We start from the raw sequence: 18,637 nt of genomic DNA, 5'->3' as shown, positions 1-18,637 counted from the left end.
GAAGGGGCGACTGATGAGATTGATCGACAACGGAACCATGGTGGCGCTGGGCTGGACTCTGCTGCACTTCTGCTGGCAGGGAACGGCGATTGCGATGTTCTACAGCATTGCCGACCGCCTGACGCATAAGGCCGGAGCAAATACGCGTTATCTGATTGCACTTGTTGCTACGCTGCTGATGCCGTTGGCCGCCATCGCAACCTATGTCGACCAGTCACGGCTGGTGGTGCATATCTCGCACGACGGGCAGACTGTGGCGGCATCGCAGCTTGGAGCATTCCACGAAGCAATCGTGAAAGAGATTCCGGTCGCCGCACCGGTCGTCCAGGAAAGCGAGCTATGGATCGCCTGGAACGCTGACCGCATTCTTCCCTGGATCGACGGTATCTGGATCGGTGGTGTCTTGCTGCTCGCCCTTCGTGCCGCCGGTGGATGGTGGCAGTTGGAGCTGGTACGGCGACGCGCCACGGGGCTGGTTCCGGCGGAGCTAGAGATTATCTTCCAGCGCATCAATCGGCAGCTTCGCACGGGCCGCAACGTCGCCCTGCGCTTCTCCGACGAGGTGTTGTCGCCGCTGGCAATGGGAGTGTGGCGCACAGCCGTGATTCTGCCGGCGAGCATTCTGGCTCAGCTTGAGCCGGAGGAGCTGGAGTCGGTGTTGGCGCATGAGCTGGCGCATATCCGCCGGTGGGACTATGCGGCAAACCTGCTGCAGACAGCCATCGAGAGCCTGCTCTTCTTCCATCCGGCGGTGTGGTGGATCAGCCGCCGGGCGCGTGATCTGCGTGAGGTGTGCTGCGACGCTGTGGCGGCGCAGACCTGTGCCGATCCGGTGGTGTATGCGCAGGCCTTGCTGCGCCTGGAAGAACAACGTACCGAGCGGCTGCGGCTGGCTGTGGCGCTCAATAACGGACACACGCCGCTGCTGGGCAGGGTGAAACAGATTTTGGGAGAGGGTCGACAGATGGAGGCAGGAATGAAGAGTGGTGTACAGGCCGCAGTGGCCGGAGCGGTAGTGGTGGGCCTGATGCTGGCGCCGAAGATGGCGCAGGGACTGAAGCAGCAGGCAAAGATCGTGCCGATTCCGGCTCCCATCATGGCTGAGAGCATCGCAGCTCCGCAGGCTGCGCCAGCCCTGGCTCCCACCGCTGTTGAGCAACAGCATCCCGCACCGCTTGCGCAGCCGGAACCTGACCGGCCAGCGGCGCCGATGGCAAATCCGGAACCCGAACCGTTGGCCAACATTGCTCCGGATGTTAACTCTTCGATACAGGCTGCAGTGGCTCCGGCAGTCAATGTCGCTGTCGCCGCGAATGTCGCTCCCGTCGTCTCCGTCGCACGCATGAAAATGTTCCAGGACGCCGCCAAAGGCGGTGCAGCCTATCTGCAGCAGATGAAGGATGCCGGCTATCCGCTGGACCTGGATAAGGACCTCGACCAGATCATCTCGATGCGCTCCGTCGGTGTCACGCCGGAGTACGCGAAGAAGATGGCGGAGGCAGGCTACGGCACGCCCTCGCTGCATGACCTGGTCAGCCTGAAATCCGTCGGCGTGACGCCGGAGTATGCCAAGTCAGTGGCCGAGTCCGGTTACGGCAAGCCCACGCTGCACGATCTGGTCGGTATGAAGTCTGTCGGCGTCACTCCCGAGTACGCGAAGTCTATCGCGCAGATCGGAATCGGCACACCGAATCTGCATGATCTAGTTGCACTGAAGTCGATGGGAGTTTCACCGGAATATGTCGCAGAGCTGAAGAACTCCGGCATCGCACCTGCGTCGCTGCACGACGTCATCTCAGAGAAGAGTCTGGGCATCACCGGTGACTATGCCAAGCAGATCGCCGGCATGGGCTACGGTTCGCCGACTGTGCATGATCTGGTCGCATTGAAGTCCATGGGTATTACGCCGGAGTACGCGGCAGGATTGAAGAGCTCGGGGATCCCGGTACAGAACCTGCATGACCTTGTCAGCATCAAGTCCGTCGGCGTGACTCCGGAGTATGCGAAGAGCATGGCGGCTGCAGGTTTCACCGACCTGGATGCTCACCAGCTGGTCTCGCTCAAGGCCCAGGGCGTGACGCCGGAGTACACGCGCTGGGTGAAGCAAACCTTCCCCAACGCGGATATGAAAACGATCCGCGAGGCCGCAAACTTCCACATCGATGAAGCTTTTATCGCAAAGGCCAAGTCGCATGGCTTCAACAACACCTCTCTGGACAAGCTGGTGAAGCTGAAGATCAGCGGCCTGCTCGAAGACTAAAGCATTTTTCCTGTGGGTGTAGTGCAGGGCTTGTGTATCTATGGGCGTTTTCCGCAATGAAAACGCCGCTGCACGCCACTTACGGGATACCCGGTAACAGGAAAAATGCGCTAAGGAGACATCATGAAGACGCTTACACTCACGCTCCTTGTTCTGGGGCTAACGGCGGCGCACGCCCAAACACGGACCGGTGTGTGCATGCTTTCGGCTTCGGAGAAGCATCCTGAACAGGTCTCGCTTCTCATCAACCGCACAGACTGTGAGGGTGATGGCGGTTGCGGCACCTCGAACTCCAACATGGGCTGGGAGCGTTGGGGCATCACACGTGACTTGCTGACCCGGGAGGGAACGCCGGTGGATGCTCGTCTGCATGCAGACGCGGGAGAGATGCGGTGCAACGGTGTCGTGCATGACGGCATGCTCGCGGGCCGCTACACCTTTACCCCTAACATGGACTACGCGCGCCAGGTGCGTTCCCTTGGTCTGGAGGGAGAGATTCCCGACAAGCGCCTGGAGGGTTTTGCGATGCTGGACGTCTCTATCGCGTGGATCAAGCAGATACAGGCTACCGGTGTTACCAACCTTACAGCGAACCACCTGATGGGGCTGCGGGCTCTGCACGTCGATCCCGAATACATCCGCGCCATCGCGGCCGAGGGATATCCTGAGCTCCGGGCCAACAAGCTTACGGAGATGAAGGCTGTTGGCGTCACGCCGGAGCGCATCCGCGAGATCAAGTCGATGGGGCTGAATCCAAGTGACAGGGAATTGATCGAGATGTGTGTCTTTCATATCGATAAGGCGTTTATCGAGAAGATGAAGGCGAGAGGGTTGAAAGATCTGACGGTTGCCAAGCTGGTGAAGATCAAGACCTTCAAGTTGGATGAGTAGGGTGGGAGCCGTGGCCTTCAGGCCACGGTTAAACAGATCCAAAGAGATTGGGCTTTAGCCATAAATGTTGTCATCCTGAACGGAGTGAAGGACCTGCTTCTTCAACGTTTCGGATGGCAAAGCTCTTCATGATCCATGTCATGAACATTAGATTCAGACACCACGGTGTATCCTTCACCTTCACTGCGGAATTATAGAGCGGGCCTTCAGCCCTTTTGCTTTCTATGGGCAGCATACCTGGGGCGTTGCCCCAGGCTGGTATAGAGCGCGCCTTCAGCGCTTACACTGCTCGGTCGCCATACCCGGCGCGAAGAACCAAAAATAGGGCTTCAGCTTTGCGCTGAAGCCCCTCAGGAAGGTTGGGTAGAGGAGCAGTCGTTCTCCCTACCCGTAACCCCGGCGAACGAGTTCACCGGGATGCCGGTCACCTTGGCGTAATGCTGCGAAATTTAATTTAGAAGACCAGCTCCATGTGCACATCTGCGCGCGCATAGGGTGATGTCTTCACTCGCTCCGGTGGAAGATGACGGAAGCCGACAGCCTCATAGAGGTGTACAGCGTTCTTCAGCTTCGCGTTGCTCTCGAGAAAGAGCTTCTTCGCCTTCAGAACATCGCGCGCATAACCCACGGTCGCGGTCAGCAGTCTGCGGCCCATGCCGCGTCCCTGCCAGGAGTCATCGATGGCCATCTTCGCCAGCTCGAAGCTGCGCGCTTCCTTCATGGGTACCAGAGCGACGCACCCAAAGACAGCTCCATCCTCTTCCACGCATAGAATCTGTCCGCCTGGTTTCAGGATGTGCGTGTGTGGATCGTCCAGCGTCTCGTAGTCGTGCTCTTCCATTTTGAAGTGTTTGCTGATCCAGTTCTCGTTCAGAGAGCGGAAGGCATCTTCGTCTCCAGGTTGGAAGGTACGGATGGTTACTCGCCCGCTTTCGACGGGGAGATCGGCCAGCAGCAAAGCGCCCTGCATGGGGTCACCTCCAGTACGTCTGAGTCTTTCGCCCCACGTGCGATATGTCCAATATCCTGTTTATCCACATTAGGATGTTAAAGATATGGATATCGAGCTGCGTCATCTGCGCTACTTCGTCGCCGTCGCGGACGAACTCCACTTCGGACGCGCCGCACGCCGCCTGCATCTCGCCCAGCCTCCGCTCTCACAGCAGATCCGCAAGCTTGAGGAGATCCTTGGCTGTCAGCTCTTTCTGCGAACGTCACGGGCAGTTCGCCTGACTGCCGCCGGCGAGGCTTTTCTGGAACGCGCACGCCGTACCCTGAGCAATGTGCAGGATGATATGCAGGAGGCCCGCAGCATCGGACGCGGTGAGCAGGGCTTACTGCGTGTGGGTTTTATCAGCTCGGCCATGCTGACGGTCGTGCCTCGTACCTTCGGTACGTATCGCCGCCGGTTTCCCAAGGTGCAGCTTCAGCTTTTTGAGAGCTACACGGCATTGGTGATGCGGTCTCTCACGAGCGGAGAGATCGATGTGGGCATTCTGCGCGATGGCGGTCCTGCCAACGGCCTGCATGTGGAGCCGTTGCTCAGCGAGCCCTATGTTGCCGTGCTTCCAAAGCGGCATCCACTCGCCGCCAGCAATAGCATCTCGGCCGCTGCGCTGCGCGACGAGCCGTTTGTCTTTCATGCTCCGACTGCGGGAACGCGGGCGTTTGAGAAGCCGATGTCCATCTTCGAAGAGCACGGCTTCCGGCCACAGATTGTGCAGGAGGCGCCACAGTGGCTGACGCTGCTGCGTCTGGTGGGTGCAGGCCTTGGGGTCACGGTGGCGCCTGCGTGTGTCGAGAAGATTGCGCTGAACGATGTGGTGTGTGTACGCCTGCGGGGAGTCAAGGTGCGCAGCGACCTGGAACTGGCGTATCGCGAGGGCGAACATCGAGCGATTGTTAAGGGTTTTGCGGAGATTCTGAGGAGCGGAGTTGGAAGAGTTAAAAGTTGAAAGTTGAAGACGTACGCCATGGGTGAGTGGAATGCCAGGGTCTCCATCAAGAACTCGAAAAGCAGATCCCTGCGGGGTGACAAAAAAGTTAACCCTGTTTCGTCTCAAGTTCGGTGACGCGGGCTTCGAGGGCGGCGATGCGGGCTTCCAGCTCTTCCAGGCGGCTGGGTGAAGATGCTTTGACAGGAGCAGCCACTTCACTGGTCTCCGGCATCCCACACAACAGATGTGCGTAACGGGCTTCCCTTGCTCCCGCCTGGCGGGGCAGCAGGACAACGAGAGGTGTCTCTCGTTCCAGCATGCGTGTCAGCGTGCTTTGCACGGCCGCCAGATCATCGAAGGTGTACATGCGGTCGGCGCGTGTACGTAGTTCTCCCGGAGTCTGGGGTCCGCGCAGCAGCAGTAGACACAAAACAGCGGTCTCGTCACGGCGCAGGTTCAGCACCGTGCGTACGCGGTGTTCAAACTTAAGCACGCGGCTGTCGTGCACAGTGGAGGTGTAACCGATGTCTTCCAGATGGCGGAGGGAGGAACGCACCTCTTCTTCACTGAGCTCCATGACGGGTTCGCGCGATGACTTCTGGTTACATGCGGCGATCAATGCATTCAGAGACAGGGGATAGTACTCCGGGGTGTTGATCTCTTTCTCGATCAACCCACCGAGCACGCGCGCTTCCATGGCAGAGAGTTCCATATGCATCAGCATAGTCCGCTGTGACAAAAAGCCTGGGGAAGATACCTCGGGGCATGATATTTTTCCCTTTGGACGAAGAGTCGTGACGCGGCGGTCGTGGGTGAAAGCGGAGTGGTGGATTCTCCGTCCGGCGCTATGGTTTCTTGCGCTGGCCGGGATTTTTAATTGTGGAGCGAGAGCCGGCGCACAGACTGGTTCGGCTGCCGGATTGGATGGGGATAAGCTTCAGGCTATCTCCGAGATGAACTTCGATGTGATGACCATGAAGCAGGGTCTGCCCCATGACTCTGTCTATGGCTTCGCGCAGGACACTGCAGGCTATGTCTGGATCGCCAGCTTCGGCGGGCTCTCCCGGTTCGATGGTTACCAGATCTATAACTACACTCACGACGCCCATGATCCGGGTTCTCTGCCGGATAACAATGTGCGGGTGCTGTTGCCTCGTGCCGATGGCGGCCTGTATGTCGGCACGGGAAGCGCCGGTCTTTCTATCTATCAGCCGGCGACAGACAGTTTTGTCATTCCGGCGAAGACGCCATCCGTGCTACGGAAGGCGCGTGTCTTCTGCATGGCGCCTGATGGAGAGGGCGGTGTCTGGATTGGTACACAGAACGGATTCGCACATTATCACGACAATACCGGTGAGTTCGATCTCTACGGCGGACTAACGGGTAAGCCTGTTACCGGCAGAGTGCCGTCCGGCGGAATCTTTGCGTTGCTGCAGGATAAGGATCGCAACCTCTGGGTAGGATCCGGTACAGGGCTCTATCTGTTGGGGAAGGGTGCCGGGGACTATGCATTTATCGCCGGCGACGACAAGCTGGGACAGAGACCTGCTGTGTGGTCGATCTTCCAGGACCATGCCGGGGGAATCTGGGTAGGGACAGACACGACCGGGGTAGGGACTGTCGATCGAGCGTCCGGGACGATCCATGGATATCCCGGGCTCGCGGGCGAGGGATCGTCGGTTGGGCCTCACACGGTGCGTGTCTTTCTGGAAATGCAGCCTGGCCTGCTGTGGTTTGCGACCTATGGCGCGGGTTTGTTCTCGGTCGATACGGCGACGGGGCAGACGTTGCACTGGGCTAAGGACCCAACGGCATCCGCGCCCCTAAGCAATGACTTCATTCGCGGCATGCTGCGCGATCGCTCCGGTGTGGTATGGCTGGGGACCGACAGCGGTCTCTCCTCCATCACCGTGAATGGGCGCGGCATCTTCAACATCCGCAGCTCCCCGCTGAGGCCGGACCGTCTCTTTGGTTCGGAGGTGCGTAGCGTCGGCGCCGGGTACGGCCGGGTATGGGTTGGCTTCGACCAGGGCGGGTTTGCAGAGATTGATCGGGATGGAAGCATCCATCGGATACAGCCTGCGCCGGGAATAAGCGGAGATCAGATCTCCCACCGCGAAGTGTTGGCGATCAAGCCGGTGGATGAGAAGACGGTGGTCGCTGGTGGTATTGGCCTGTACCTGATCGATGTTGCGACGCGGACTTACCGCCCTGTCGACGATGTCTTTCTTCGCAAGCAGATCGTGAATGCGGTCCTGGTGGATGGCGATGACCTGTGGGCGGGAAGCTACAACGGTCTGGCGCGCTACAACCGGCGCACCGGCCAACTGAAGGTCTTTGCCCACGATCAGAACAATGCCTCCAGCATCTCGGACGATTATGTCCGCGACATGCTCAGGGACTCGCATGGACGTCTTTGGGTAACGACCCGGCTGGGGCTGGATCTCTTTGATCCTGCAGCTGAAAGCTTCCGTCATGTACGCCATGACAAGAACGATCCAGCTTCGATTGCGACGGATAATATCCAGCCGATTGCGGAGGATACTCAGGGCCGCCTCTGGATCGGTTCCATTGGCTCCGGCGTTCAGGTGCTGGATGAGCTCAAGCCGGATGGGACGGCGCGATTCCGCACGATCGACCACGACCGTAACAATCTGCCGGATGACATCATCCTGGTGATCAGGAGAGGGCTCGACGGAACGATGTGGATCAATACGCCCCGGGGGCTGGCGGCGGTCGATCCAAAGAGCTTTGCCGTGCGGCGGTACGGAGTTCCAGATGGATTGCAGTCGACGGCGCAGAATCTGTTCAGCTCCGGCATGCTGGACGACGGAACCATCCTCTTTCCGGGGAACTCCTCGGTGGTCATCGTCCGGCCGCAGAAGCTCCACCCATGGACCTTTGCAGCACCACTCGTGGCGACCGAGGTGACAGTGCAGGGAGTGGCACAGTCGCCGGTGCTGTTGGCACGCCAGGCAGGAGCAGGACAACTGAGCTTTCCGTCCCATCGCGGTTTTGAGGTGAACTTCGCCCTGCTGGACTACACCTCTCCCGACGACACGCTTTACTCCTATCAACTGGAAGGCTTCGACGATGGCTGGAGCGTGCCGAGCATCAGCCGCCGTTCCGCGACCTACACCAACCTTCCTGGCGGCCAGTATGTCTTCCATATCCGTGCTGTCAGCCGCAATGGCGCAGGACCATCGCAGGAGATCAGCTTTCCCATCCACATCCGCAATGGTGTGACCGAGACCTTGTGGTTTCAGATCCTGCTGATCCTGCTAACGATTGGTGTCGTGTTGCTGCTGGTCCGCATCCGGCTTGCTTACATGGCGCGCCGTCAGCGGGAGTTGGAGGCCGTGATTGCGACGCGAACCAGTGAGCTGGAGTCGAGCCGCCAGGAGCTGATCCGCGTCAATGAGCGACTGGCGAGGATTGCTCTGCATGACGAGCTGACCGGAACACTGAACCGTCGCGGCTTCTTTGAGCGTGCTTCGCTGGAGGTCTCGCGCTCCCACAGGTCAGGCCGCAGCTACAGCCTGCTGCTGGCCGACCTCGACAACTTCAAGCAGACCAACGACACCATGGGGCATAGTGCCGGTGACGCGACATTGCGAGCCATCGCCACCATGTTTGCCTCCTCCATTCGTACCTCAGACATCCTGAGCCGTTACGGAGGCGAGGAGTTCATCCTTCTACTGCCGGAGACCGACGAAAGCCAGGCGCTGCAAATGGCAGAGCGGCTTCGCCAGATGGTGGAGTCGGCCCCGATCGAATACGCCGGAATCGTCTTTCACACGACGACCAGCATCGGCCTGGCGACCTCAATGGGCGAAGAGGAGTCGTTGGAGGCTCTGATCTCTCGTGCGGATCAGGGACTCTACCGGGCTAAGCGATCGGGGAAGAACTGCGTTCAGACTTCCTCTGGACAGACGGCGTAGGTACTCTTTTGTCATTTCGCAGCGAAGCGGAGAAATCTGCTTTTGCCCATCGTTCCCCGGGAACGTAGGCCCTGGGTAGAAAAGTGGATTTCTCCACTACGCTTTGCTCAGCCAACAAAGCTGGTGGGAACGCTCTCGCTGAATCTATTTCGATATCGAAACATCTGATGTAGTAGAAAGGAGCAGGACAGGCATGAGCGAGCAGAAAGCACTCTCGGCAACCCGCCTCTGGCTGGTGATGATGAAGGCCTACGACGCTGTCCGGACCTTTGCCGAAGAATCCATTGTCGGCACGGGCCTGGGGTTGAGTGACTTCATTGTGTTGGAGATGCTGCTGCACAAAGGCCCTCTCTCGATGACGCAGATTGCTGAAAAGGCAAGACTTGCGAACGCCTCCACAACGGCTGCAATTGACCGTCTGGAGCGCCGCAACCTGGTCCGCCGCGGGTTTCATGCGACGGATCGGCGGGTTCGTGTCGTCGAGTTGACGGACGAAGGAGAGAAGCTCATCCGCTGCACTTTCTCGGCGCACAGCCGCGACCTGGAGGAGATGATGCGGCCGCTTTCGGCCGCTGACCGCCGGGCGCTGCATGACGGCCTGAAGAAGCTGGGCCAGACCGCCGCCGCCACCAACAAGACGAAGTCCCAGCGGCAGGAGAGAGCATGATTACCGTACGCAAGAGCAAAGAGCGTGGCCACGCCAATCATGGCTGGCTGGATACGTACCACACGTTTTCGTTCGCCAACTACTATGACACCCGCCACATGGGCTTCGGTCCGCTGCGGGTGATCAATGAGGATGTGGTCGCTCCCGGCCGTGGCTTCGGCTCGCACCCGCACCGCGATATGGAGATTCTGACCTACGTCATCTCCGGCAAGCTGGCGCACAAGGACAGCATGGGCCATACAGAAGAGCTGGGGCCGAATGAGATCCAGCGTATGTCTGCAGGGTCGGGTGTCGTACACAGCGAGTTCAATGGATCGAACGCAGAACCGGTGCACCTGTTCCAGGTCTGGATTGAGCCGCGTACCCGCGGCGAGAAGCCCAGCTATGAGCAACTGGCCTTCGATCCGGCGGAGAAAAAGAACCGTTTCCGCGTACTTGCCTCTTCGACGCCGGTGGCCGGCGCAGCGATGATCAACCAGGACGCCGCGGTAGCCGTAGCGGAGCTGGAGCCGGGTAAGGAACTTGATTATCCGCTTGCAGAAGGACGCTCGGCGTGGGTACATGTGGTGAAGGGTGACGTTCAGGTTAACGGAACGTCCCTTCAAGCAGGCGATGCCGCTGCTCTGCGGCAGGAAACAAAGATTCATTTGCAGTCGGGAAGCACAGGCAGCAGCGAGGTGCTGGTTTTTGAACTCGTAGCCTGAGCCGGATACGGTCGCGCGGGCCGTCGCAGCCCGCGCGCTTCCTGCCACCATCAACCTCAACCCGGGCGCCTGGGGCGCTCCCCAACCAGGATTTTGGAGACATAAATGAAAGTGACTCGTACGTTCGTTGCATCCCTTCTTGGAGGCCTGCTTCTGGTTGGATCGCAGGCATTTGCTCAGACTTCGACATGGAAGATCGACCCGAACCACTCGGAGGCAGGCTTCCAGGTCAAGCACCTCTCCGTGTCCAACGTGCGTGGCTCGCTCGGCGCTGTGAACGGTACGGTGAACTGGGATGAGAAAGACCCCACCAAGTCGACCGTCGCCGCAGTGGTTGAGACCAAGGGTCTGGATACACGTGTTCAGAAGCGCAACGATCACCTGAAGTCAGCCGACTTCTTCGACGTCGAAAAGTACCCCACGCTGACCTTCAAGTCGACAGAGGTGAAGCGCTCCGGCGACAGCTATCTGGTGACCGGTGACCTTACGCTGAACGGTGTAACCAAGCCGGTGACGCTGACGGTCGATGGACCGACGCCTCCCCAGAAGAATCAGCAGGGCAAGCTGGTGACCGGCTTCTCGGCGACCGGCAGCATCAAGCGCTCTGACTTCAACTTCGGTGGCAAGTTCCCGGATGCCGTGGTCAGCGATCTGGTGAAGATCACCATCGATGTTGAGGCCGACAAAGAGTAAGCGTAATCGGTAACGAAACAGAAGGGCCTCCCGCCAGGGAGGCCTTTTCTGTTGAAGTGACGTTCCACCTATTCGTCTGAAGAACTCTCCCGCTTGCCCTGAATGCGCCACACGCGTGCGGCCAGAAAGAGCAGAGTGACTACGGTAGAGATGACAAGGGCTGAGACTAAGTTGATCTCTACGACTTCGCCCAGGGGATTGCCTCCCCTATGGAAGCCGCCAAACTTCAGGGCCAGAAAACACAGGGCGGCGACAATGCCGCATTCAATTGCAAGCCGCTGGGGTGTAGGTCCAGTGCTGAGCTCTTCTTCGGTTGCATATTGCAGGTTTGGAGCCATCGTGCTTTTCTCCAGAAGCGTAGGATGCCTTGTGACGCAGACAGTGAGGCAAAGAGAAGTATGCACGTTTAAAAACGTGCATACCAGGGCGCCTCTCTCTGGAGCACCACAGTATCAACGAATGTATGTAACGTTGAACAAAAAGTTTACTGCGGGGTTTTGGGACCGGCAATAGTCACGATGGTTTGCCGGTCAGGTTACTGGACGCGCTGGTGGCGGAAGCCCCGCTCCGTCAAGGCTGCCAGCAGTTCCGCCACATGCTCCGGGCCACGGGCTTCCATAGTGATATCGATGGCGGTGTCGCCGAGGTTCACATCGTAGTAGGCCCGGTTGTAGAGGGTATCCACGATGTTGATGCGGTGGGTGGCGATCAGCTCGGTGAGCTCGGCGAGCGCGCCCGGCTTGTCCAGTAGATGGATACGCAGGCGGATCAGACGGCCGTCTTTGACCAGACCGCGTTCGATGATGCGCGAGAGCAGGGTGACGTCGATATTGCCGCCGCTGACCAGGACCGCTGTCCGGGTGCCGGGCGGCAGACCGGTCTTATGCTGCATGACGGCGGCCAGGGCAGTCGCGCCCGCGCCTTCGGCGAGTGTCTTTTCCCGTTCGAGCAGGACAAGGATGGCGGACGCGATCTCATCTTCTTCAACGGTCACGATGCGGTCGACGTAGTGCTCCGCGATCGGAAGGGTGACGTCACCGGCGCGCCGTACGGCGATGCCGTCGGCGATGGTGGTGGCGGCGTCGAGGGTGACGTGATGGCCTGCTTCTACAGCGGCCTTCATGCTGGCCAGACGGGCTGTCTGCACGCCGACGACCTGAATCTTCGGGTTGGTCTCTTTCAGCGCAACGGCGATGCCGCCGGTTAGTCCGCCACCGCCGATCGGGATGACGACTGCTTCCAGGCCAGGGACCTGCTCCAGAATCTCCAGGCCGATGACGCCCTGGCCGGCGATGACGACGGGATCGTCAAAGGGATGTACGAAGGTCATGCCCTTCAGATCACAGAGCCGCCGGGCTTCGGCGTAGGCCTCGTCATAGTTGGCTCCGTGCAGGACCACCTCGGCGCCGAAGTTGCGAGTGGCGGTGACTTTGACCAGCGGCGTCTGCACCGGCATGACGATGGTGGCGGGAATGCCGCGCTTGGTGGCGTGATAGGCGACGCCCTGGGCGTGATTGCCTGCGCTTGCGGCGATCACGCCGCGGCTGGCCTGCTCCGCGGTGAGGGTGGCGATCTTGTTCAGGGCACCGCGCTCTTTGAAGCTGCCGGTCATCTGCAGGTTTTCGAGCTTGAGATAGATCTCAAGTCCGGTGGTCTTGGACAGCCTCTCCGAACGGGAGCAGGGAGATTCGTAGACACTGCCGCGCATCCGTTCGCGGGCGGCTTGCACATCCGCAAGGGAAACGCTCGGGGTCGCTGTCTCGGTCGCCATATGACATTAGGGTAAATGAGGGGGAGTCTCGTGAACTCGACTCTCAGATAAGGACGGGTGCCCCACATACGCGTAGCTTATGTGGGACATTCGAGCGGAGCTCGAATTGCTTCCAGTTCTTCCTGCTTCCGGATTATCGGTTCTATGAATAAAGGCGGATCGAGCTAACGCTCGATACACCCACATAAGCTTCGCGTATGTGGGGCACCCAGCCTTTGTTCATAAGAAACCTACAGCCGGTCTGCGGCCATCTCCAGCAGGTCGTTCATGGCTTTCAGGTCTGAGCGTTTTACGCCCTCCCACAGGTCCATCTCGATCTTCTGTACAACCACGTCGGTATCCTGGAGCAGCTTTTCGCCGGTTGCCGTGAGGCTGGCGATGCGCCGGCGTTCATTGGTTGCGTCCTGCTGACGGACGATCCAGCCGTTCTTCTCTGCGCGCAGAATCAGGCCATGTGCGGTTTGGGGAGTGATGCTGCATTCCCGCGCCACCTGGGCGCCGCTGGCTGTGGCTTCTGATTTGATAGCGTGCAGCACGCGGAGCTGTGCCAGCGTGATGCCCAACGGCCGCAGATCTTCGTCCAGCCGCGCGCGGAAACCAAGTGTCAGCCGCTTCAGCAGCTTGAGGGTCCGGCGAGCCTCCGATTGTTTCCGGGAGGTTTTTTCCGCGTTCCTGTCGTTTTCAATCATCAGCTAGCTGATATTCTATCGCAGCTAGCTGATATTCGATCATGTCGTACGACCACAACTGGAAGCCCCGGCACAATCCGTGGGCTATTGCTCTTACGGTCACGCTGGCCACCTTCATGGAGGTGCTCGATACCTCCATTGCAAACGTCGCTCTGCCACATATCGCCGGTTCACTCGGCGCCAGCCAGGAAGAGGCGACATGGGTGCTGACCAGCTACCTGGTCGCTTCGGCCATCATCCTGCCTATCTCGGGCTGGCTCTCCAACCGCTTCGGACGCAAGCGTTTCTACATGACCTGCGTGATTCTGTTCACGGCATGCTCATTCCTTTGCGGTATCGCGCCGTCAATGCCGATCCTGATTCTGGCGCGCGTGCTGCAGGGGCTTGGCGGCGGTGGCCTGGCGCCATCGGAGCAGGCGATTCTGGCCGATACTTTTCCGGTAGAGAAACGCGGGCAGGCCTTCGCGGTGTATGGCATGGCCGTGGTGGTCGCTCCGGCAATCGGTCCCACGCTCGGCGGATGGATTACCGACAACTACAACTGGCACTGGATCTTCTTCATCAACATTCCGGTCGGTCTACTCTCGCTCTGGCTTTCAAACCAGATGGTGGAAGACCCACCGTATCTGAAGGCGCGCGCGGAAGAGGCACATCGCCAACCGGTGGACTTCATGGGGCTCGGACTGGTGGCAGTGGGCGTTGGCTTGCTGGAGTTCACGCTCGATAAGGGGCAGGAGAAGGACTGGTTCTCCGACCCCATGATCCGTGCCGCGGGAATCACTGCGGCCGCGTTGCTGCTGTTCTTTGCCTGGTGGGAGTGGCGGCACCCTGACCCGATTGTCGATCTGAAGCTCTTGAAGAACCGCAACTTCGGTACCGCCGTCTTTCTGCAGCTTGTGCTGGGTATGGTGCTCTTCGGATCGACTGTGCTGATTCCGCAATACCTGCAGGTGCTATTGGGCTACACGGCAGAGCGTGCCGGCATGGTGCTGTCACCCGCGGGCTTCGTCATGATGATCGGCATGGCAGTTGCGGGCAGATCGCTCGGCAAGATCGATCCACGTGCGCTCGTCATTATGGGCTATGTGGCGACAGCTGCGGGGATTTACAACCTCACCCGTCTGGACCTGAATGCGGCATACGGAACCGTGACGTTGTGGCGCATGTTGCAGGTGATCGGTCTGCCATTCATATTCATTCCCATTTCCACGCTGAACTATGTGGGCGTGCCGCCGGCGAAGATGAACCAGATCTCGTCGCTCTCGAACTTCGCCCGCAACCTGGGTGGAAGTGCGGGTACAGCGCTGCTGACGACGTTCCTGGCACGCACCGCGCAGACGCATCAGGTGCAGCTTGCCATGAATACCGTGCCTGGTTCCCCGGCCTATGAGAACTACATCAGCAGGGTCGCCGCCATCCTCCGGGATCACGGAACGAGCTCAGCGCAGGCGACGCAGATGGCGATGGGGCGTGCGTACCAGGAGATGCTGCGTCAGGCGCAGATGCTGAGCTACAAGAACGCCTTCTACGTACTGGCGGTGGTGATTCTGATGCTGTCGCCGTTGCCGCTGATGATGCGGCTGCCACCGAAGAAGCAGAAGCCTTCGCCAGAGGCGATGGGACACTAGGGAGCGCCGTCGGCGCTCGTTAGAAAGTTGAAAATTAAAAGTTGAAGAAGTACGGCATGAGCGGGGAAAGTAACTTGCCACCTTCTGTGAAGGATTGGGTAACGAGAAAGGACGCCGCGAGGGGCGTCCTTTCATTTCGTCTCAGGAGTAAGAACTTTACGCGCGGCGGCCGGCTTGAGTGCCGCGGACGTGCGGCGTCCGATCTTTAACACGCGGAGTATGATCACGAACCTTCATTGCAGAGGTGCGGGCATGGGCCACGCCCAGAGCAAGGAAGGCAACTACAGCAGCGAGAATAGTCTTTCGCAGCATAATCACCATCTTTCTGCATATCTAGATGCACCACGCGCGGCGACGGGTTCAAAAACCCTCACCTCAGGTGAGCAAGTACGCCACAAAAGACGGTGCGTTTCAAGCGAATTCTGGTGCTGTTACCGACGGCATCAAGGTGATTACCTTGGGTCGGTTTGCTTGTACTCCTTCTCTCGTTTCTCTGTGCCTTTCTTCTTCCGGATCTTGTCGGCGATGTATCCACCGCCGGCTCCGGCTCCGGCTCCGAGTACTGCGCCCTTACCGCCACCCATCACGCCGCCCAGCACAGCGCCGCCGGCTGCTGAACCACCTACGATTTTGGCGGTGGTGTGGTGCCGTTTATCCTTGGCATCCTGCGCGGCCTTGGCGCGGTCGTGAGCCTGCTGCTCCTCGTAGGTGCGATCTCGGCTGGAGTCCTGGGAGACTGCTGTAAATGGCGTCGAGAGCAATCCCGCCAGAATGAGAGCGGAGCTGAATCTGCTGAAGTTCGTGACGTTCTTTTGCATCATGACGTCCTCCTTCTGCGCCTAATGGGCGCATGCATCGAGTGTTAGAGAGGCAGGGGAGGGAAGTGTTTGCCAGCGGGGAAAAAGAAAAATCCGGCATTTCGGCCAATTGGTTGCCTGAAGGGACGGAATCCGTGTATGGTCAAAAGTGCAATGACGTCCAACCGCCAGTTTTTCAGCTTTACGTTCCGCTACTGGTACACAGTAGCGGCTCCGGCGGACTAGCGTCGAACGACCAGTAGTATCAGCAGCACACGACGAGATTCCAACCGAAGCCGCGAACCCTAAGGGTCGCGGCTTTTGTTTTGTTTGCACCAGAAAAGGACCTCACCGATGGAACACAGCATCATCGACCCCGTCCGTACCCTCGGCAATGGCCGCTTCGGCGCTTATGGCGGCCGTTACGTGCCAGAGACGCTGATGGCCGCCCTGCAGGAGCTGGAACGCGCCTACGCCGCTGTCCGCGAAGACCAGGCCTTTCAAGGCGAGCTCGCGGCGCTGCTGAAGGACTATGTCGGCCGCCCGACACCGCTCTACTTCGCGAAACGCCTGTCGGAGAGCCTGGGTGGAGCAAAGATCTACCTCAAGCGCGAAGACCTGCTGCACACCGGCGCGCACAAGATCAACAACGCTCTCGGTCAGGCACTGCTGGCCAGGCGTATGGGCAAGCAGCGCATCATCGCCGAGACCGGCGCCGGACAGCATGGCGTGGCGACGGCGACGGTCTGTGCCCTCTTCGGCATGGAGTGCGTGATCTACATGGGCGAAGAAGATATGCGCCGCCAGGAGCTGAACGTCTACCGTATGCGCCTTCTTGGTGCGGAGGTGCGCGGTGTCGGCTCCGGCTCGGCGACGCTAAAGGATGCCATCAATGAGGCGATGCGCGATTGGGTCACGAATGTGCGCACGACCTTCTACATCCTCGGCTCGGCGCTGGGAGCGCATCCCTATCCGACGATGGTGCGCGACTTCCACCGCGTGATCTCGCGCGAAGCGAAGCAGCAGATCCTGGAGCACGAGGGCAAGCTGCCCAATGCGGTGATCGCCTGCGTCGGCGGCGGCTCGAATGCTATCGGAGCCTTCTATGAGTTCATTCCCGAACCGAATGTAAGGCTGATCGGTGTCGAAGCCGGTGGACGCGGCACGGCTCTGGGTGAGCATGCGGCGCGCTTCTCCGGCGGTCTGCCGGGTGTACTGCAGGGGACCTACAGCTATGTTCTTCAGAATGATGCGGGACAGGTCGCTACGACGCACTCGGTCTCGGCGGGTCTGGACTATGCGTCGGTAGGGCCGGAGCATGCGATGCTGCACGACCAGGGCCGCGCCACCTATACCTCGGCTACGGATGCCGAGGCTCTGGATGCGGTGAAGGTGCTGTCGCGGACCGAGGGGATTTTGCCGGCGTTGGAGTCGGCGCATGCCATAGCGGAGGCGATCAAGCAGGCACCGAAGCTGGCGAAGACGGATGTGATCCTCGTCAATGTGAGCGGCCGCGGTGACAAGGACATGGGCATCCTGGCCCGCGAGATGGAGCTGAAGGGAGCCGGAGCATAATGCCGATTCAATTTTCGAAGAAACCAGGCCTGGTGATCTACCTCACTGCAGGTGACCCCGATCTGGCGACGACCAGGCAGATCGCCATCGCGGCGATCGATGCCGGCGCAGATGTACTGGAGCTCGGCGTGCCCTTCAGTGATCCGCTGGCCGATGGTCCTGTGATTCAGCGCGCGATGGAGCGTGCGGTAGGGCGCGGTGTTCGCCTGACGGACGTGCTCACTCTCTGCAAGGAGATTCGTACCGAGCGTCCTCAGGCTGGACTGATCCTGTTCAGCTATCTGAATCCCGTCCTCCGTATGGGGCTGGAGTCATTCTGTGCCGAGGCGAAAGCAGCGGGCGCGGATGGCGTGCTTCTGACCGACATGATTGTCGAAGAAGCTGCCGACTATATGGCAGCGATGAAGAAGCATGGCCTGGCGCCGGTCTTTCTGGCTGCTCCCACCTCGCCGGATGACCGTTTGAAGGCTATCGCGGAGCACACCGAGGGCTTCCTCTATGCCATCTCGCGTACGGGAATTACCGGCGTCTCGTCCACGCTTTCGGATGATGCCTCGAAGCTGGTGCAACGGATTCGTCAGTTCACAGACAAACCGATTGCACTGGGTTTTGGCGTCTCGAACGCGGAGCATGTGCGGGCGGTAGGCGAGTACGCCGATGCGGCGGTCATCGGGTCGGCGATTGTAGCCATCATCGAGAAGTCCACGCCGCAGGAGGCGCCGACGGCTGTGGCCGAGTTTGTTCGGGGACTGCGCGGGTAAATACCATGAAAGGAAACGACAAGGAGACGCATCAGCGATGGAAATAGCAGACTGGCGCAAGCGCATTGACGAGCTCGACGAGCAGATTGTCCGCCTTATCAGCCAGAGGGCGGAAGCAGCAGAGGCCATCGGGCGGTTGAAGGCGCAGCAGGCCATGCCCGTGTACGAACCGGGCCGCGAACAGCAGGTCTTTGATCACGTGAAGGGTTGTAATCCCGGTCCGTTGCCGGATACGGAGATTCAGAAGATTTACGAGCGCATCGTGGACGTGATGCGAGCGCTCCAGAAGAAAGACAACTAGCAGGATCGGAAAAGGAAGACAG

General features: G+C 59.6%; 18 protein-coding genes. 11 read left to right on the top strand and 7 right to left on the bottom strand.

Annotated elements, in window-relative coordinates; genetic code table 11:
- Positions 1 to 13 precede the first annotated feature (13 nt).
- Positions 14 to 2,260 (top strand): M56 family metallopeptidase, encoded by a 2,247-nt coding sequence (locus FTW19_RS01810; protein ID WP_147646013.1) that lies wholly within the window; start codon positions 14 to 16, stop codon positions 2,258 to 2,260.
- Between the two features lie 123 nt (positions 2,261 to 2,383).
- Positions 2,384 to 3,151: a hypothetical protein gene (locus tag FTW19_RS01805; protein WP_147646012.1), complete on the top strand. Its 768-nt coding sequence runs from the start codon at positions 2,384 to 2,386 to the stop codon at positions 3,149 to 3,151.
- Between the two features lie 454 nt (positions 3,152 to 3,605).
- On the opposite strand, the gene FTW19_RS01800 is transcribed toward FTW19_RS01805, so the two are convergent.
- Positions 3,606 to 4,121, bottom strand: a complete 516-nt coding sequence (locus FTW19_RS01800) for a GNAT family N-acetyltransferase (RefSeq protein ID WP_147646010.1) — start codon at positions 4,119 to 4,121, stop codon at positions 3,606 to 3,608.
- 85 nt (positions 4,122 to 4,206) lie between these two features.
- On the opposite strand from FTW19_RS01800, the gene FTW19_RS01795 reads away from it, so the two are divergent.
- Positions 4,207 to 5,106: a LysR substrate-binding domain-containing protein gene (locus FTW19_RS01795; protein WP_147646008.1), complete on the top strand. Its 900-nt coding sequence runs from the start codon at positions 4,207 to 4,209 to the stop codon at positions 5,104 to 5,106.
- Positions 5,107 to 5,194: 88 nt separating this feature from the next.
- On the opposite strand, the gene FTW19_RS01790 is transcribed toward FTW19_RS01795, so the two are convergent.
- On the bottom strand, positions 5,195 to 5,800 hold the full coding sequence (locus tag FTW19_RS01790) for a YceH family protein (RefSeq protein WP_147646007.1): 606 nt from the start codon (positions 5,798 to 5,800) through the stop codon (positions 5,195 to 5,197).
- An 82-nt stretch (positions 5,801 to 5,882) separates the two neighbouring features.
- Between FTW19_RS01790 and FTW19_RS01785 the strand changes: the two genes are divergently transcribed.
- The 4 genes from FTW19_RS01785 to FTW19_RS01770 all read left to right on the top strand — a co-directional run bounded on the left by FTW19_RS01785 (position 5,883) and on the right by FTW19_RS01770 (position 11,093).
- A complete protein-coding gene (locus tag FTW19_RS01785) occupies positions 5,883 to 9,029 on the top strand; it encodes a diguanylate cyclase (RefSeq protein WP_187143206.1) in 3,147 nt (1,048 codons plus the stop codon).
- 193 nt (positions 9,030 to 9,222) lie between these two features.
- Positions 9,223 to 9,696 carry a MarR family winged helix-turn-helix transcriptional regulator gene (locus FTW19_RS01780; protein ID WP_147646004.1) on the top strand — a complete coding sequence of 158 codons (474 nt, stop codon included), beginning with the start codon at positions 9,223 to 9,225 and terminating at the stop codon, positions 9,694 to 9,696.
- Positions 9,693 to 10,400, top strand: coding sequence for a pirin family protein (locus tag FTW19_RS26230; protein WP_147646002.1), 708 nt, complete (start codon positions 9,693 to 9,695; stop codon positions 10,398 to 10,400). Before FTW19_RS01780 ends, FTW19_RS26230 begins: the two co-directional genes overlap by 4 nt.
- Before the next feature lie 105 nt (positions 10,401 to 10,505).
- Positions 10,506 to 11,093 carry a YceI family protein gene (locus FTW19_RS01770; RefSeq protein ID WP_147646000.1) on the top strand — a complete coding sequence of 196 codons (588 nt, stop codon included), beginning with the start codon at positions 10,506 to 10,508 and terminating at the stop codon, positions 11,091 to 11,093.
- A 68-nt stretch (positions 11,094 to 11,161) separates the two neighbouring features.
- On the opposite strand, the gene FTW19_RS01765 is transcribed toward FTW19_RS01770, so the two are convergent.
- From FTW19_RS01765 to FTW19_RS01755, 3 genes are all read right to left on the bottom strand, one after another.
- Complete coding sequence (locus FTW19_RS01765; protein WP_147645998.1) at positions 11,162 to 11,431, bottom strand: hypothetical protein; 270 nt, start codon at positions 11,429 to 11,431, stop codon at positions 11,162 to 11,164.
- 197 nt (positions 11,432 to 11,628) lie between these two features.
- Positions 11,629 to 12,864: a threonine ammonia-lyase gene (locus FTW19_RS01760; RefSeq protein ID WP_147645996.1), complete on the bottom strand. Its 1,236-nt coding sequence runs from the start codon at positions 12,862 to 12,864 to the stop codon at positions 11,629 to 11,631.
- A gap of 230 nt (positions 12,865 to 13,094) precedes the next feature.
- Positions 13,095 to 13,553, bottom strand: coding sequence for a MarR family winged helix-turn-helix transcriptional regulator (locus FTW19_RS01755; protein WP_147645994.1), 459 nt, complete (start codon positions 13,551 to 13,553; stop codon positions 13,095 to 13,097).
- Between the two features lie 41 nt (positions 13,554 to 13,594).
- Here FTW19_RS01755 and FTW19_RS01750 point away from each other — a divergent pair, with 41 nt between their 5' ends.
- A complete protein-coding gene (locus tag FTW19_RS01750) occupies positions 13,595 to 15,181 on the top strand; it encodes a DHA2 family efflux MFS transporter permease subunit (protein ID WP_147645992.1) in 1,587 nt (528 codons plus the stop codon).
- Between the two features lie 156 nt (positions 15,182 to 15,337).
- Here the strand turns inward: FTW19_RS01750 and FTW19_RS25665 are convergent, their stop codons facing one another.
- Positions 15,338 to 15,493 (bottom strand): hypothetical protein, encoded by a 156-nt coding sequence (locus tag FTW19_RS25665; RefSeq protein WP_187143205.1) that lies wholly within the window; start codon positions 15,491 to 15,493, stop codon positions 15,338 to 15,340.
- A 140-nt stretch (positions 15,494 to 15,633) separates the two neighbouring features.
- Positions 15,634 to 16,002, bottom strand: a complete 369-nt coding sequence (locus tag FTW19_RS01745) for a hypothetical protein (RefSeq protein WP_187143204.1) — start codon at positions 16,000 to 16,002, stop codon at positions 15,634 to 15,636.
- Between the two features lie 330 nt (positions 16,003 to 16,332).
- Here FTW19_RS01745 and trpB point away from each other — a divergent pair, with 330 nt between their 5' ends.
- The 3 genes from trpB to pheA are packed head-to-tail and all read left to right on the top strand — an operon-like array spanning position 16,333 to position 18,615.
- Positions 16,333 to 17,553 (top strand): tryptophan synthase subunit beta, encoded by a 1,221-nt coding sequence (gene trpB / locus FTW19_RS01740; RefSeq protein WP_147645991.1) that lies wholly within the window; start codon positions 16,333 to 16,335, stop codon positions 17,551 to 17,553.
- Positions 17,553 to 18,314 carry a tryptophan synthase subunit alpha gene (trpA, locus tag FTW19_RS01735; RefSeq protein WP_147645990.1) on the top strand — a complete coding sequence of 254 codons (762 nt, stop codon included), beginning with the start codon at positions 17,553 to 17,555 and terminating at the stop codon, positions 18,312 to 18,314. Before trpB ends, trpA begins: the two co-directional genes overlap by 1 nt.
- Before the next feature lie 37 nt (positions 18,315 to 18,351).
- Positions 18,352 to 18,615 (top strand): chorismate mutase, encoded by a 264-nt coding sequence (gene pheA, locus FTW19_RS01730; RefSeq protein ID WP_147645988.1) that lies wholly within the window; start codon positions 18,352 to 18,354, stop codon positions 18,613 to 18,615.
- Positions 18,616 to 18,637: the final 22 nt, after the last annotated feature.

The organism is Terriglobus albidus, assembly GCF_008000815.1.
Lineage (GTDB): Bacteria > Acidobacteriota > Terriglobia > Terriglobales > Acidobacteriaceae > Terriglobus > Terriglobus albidus_A.
Note: the sequence above shows the minus strand (reverse complement) of the source record. Positions and strands in the feature narration are given on the sequence as shown.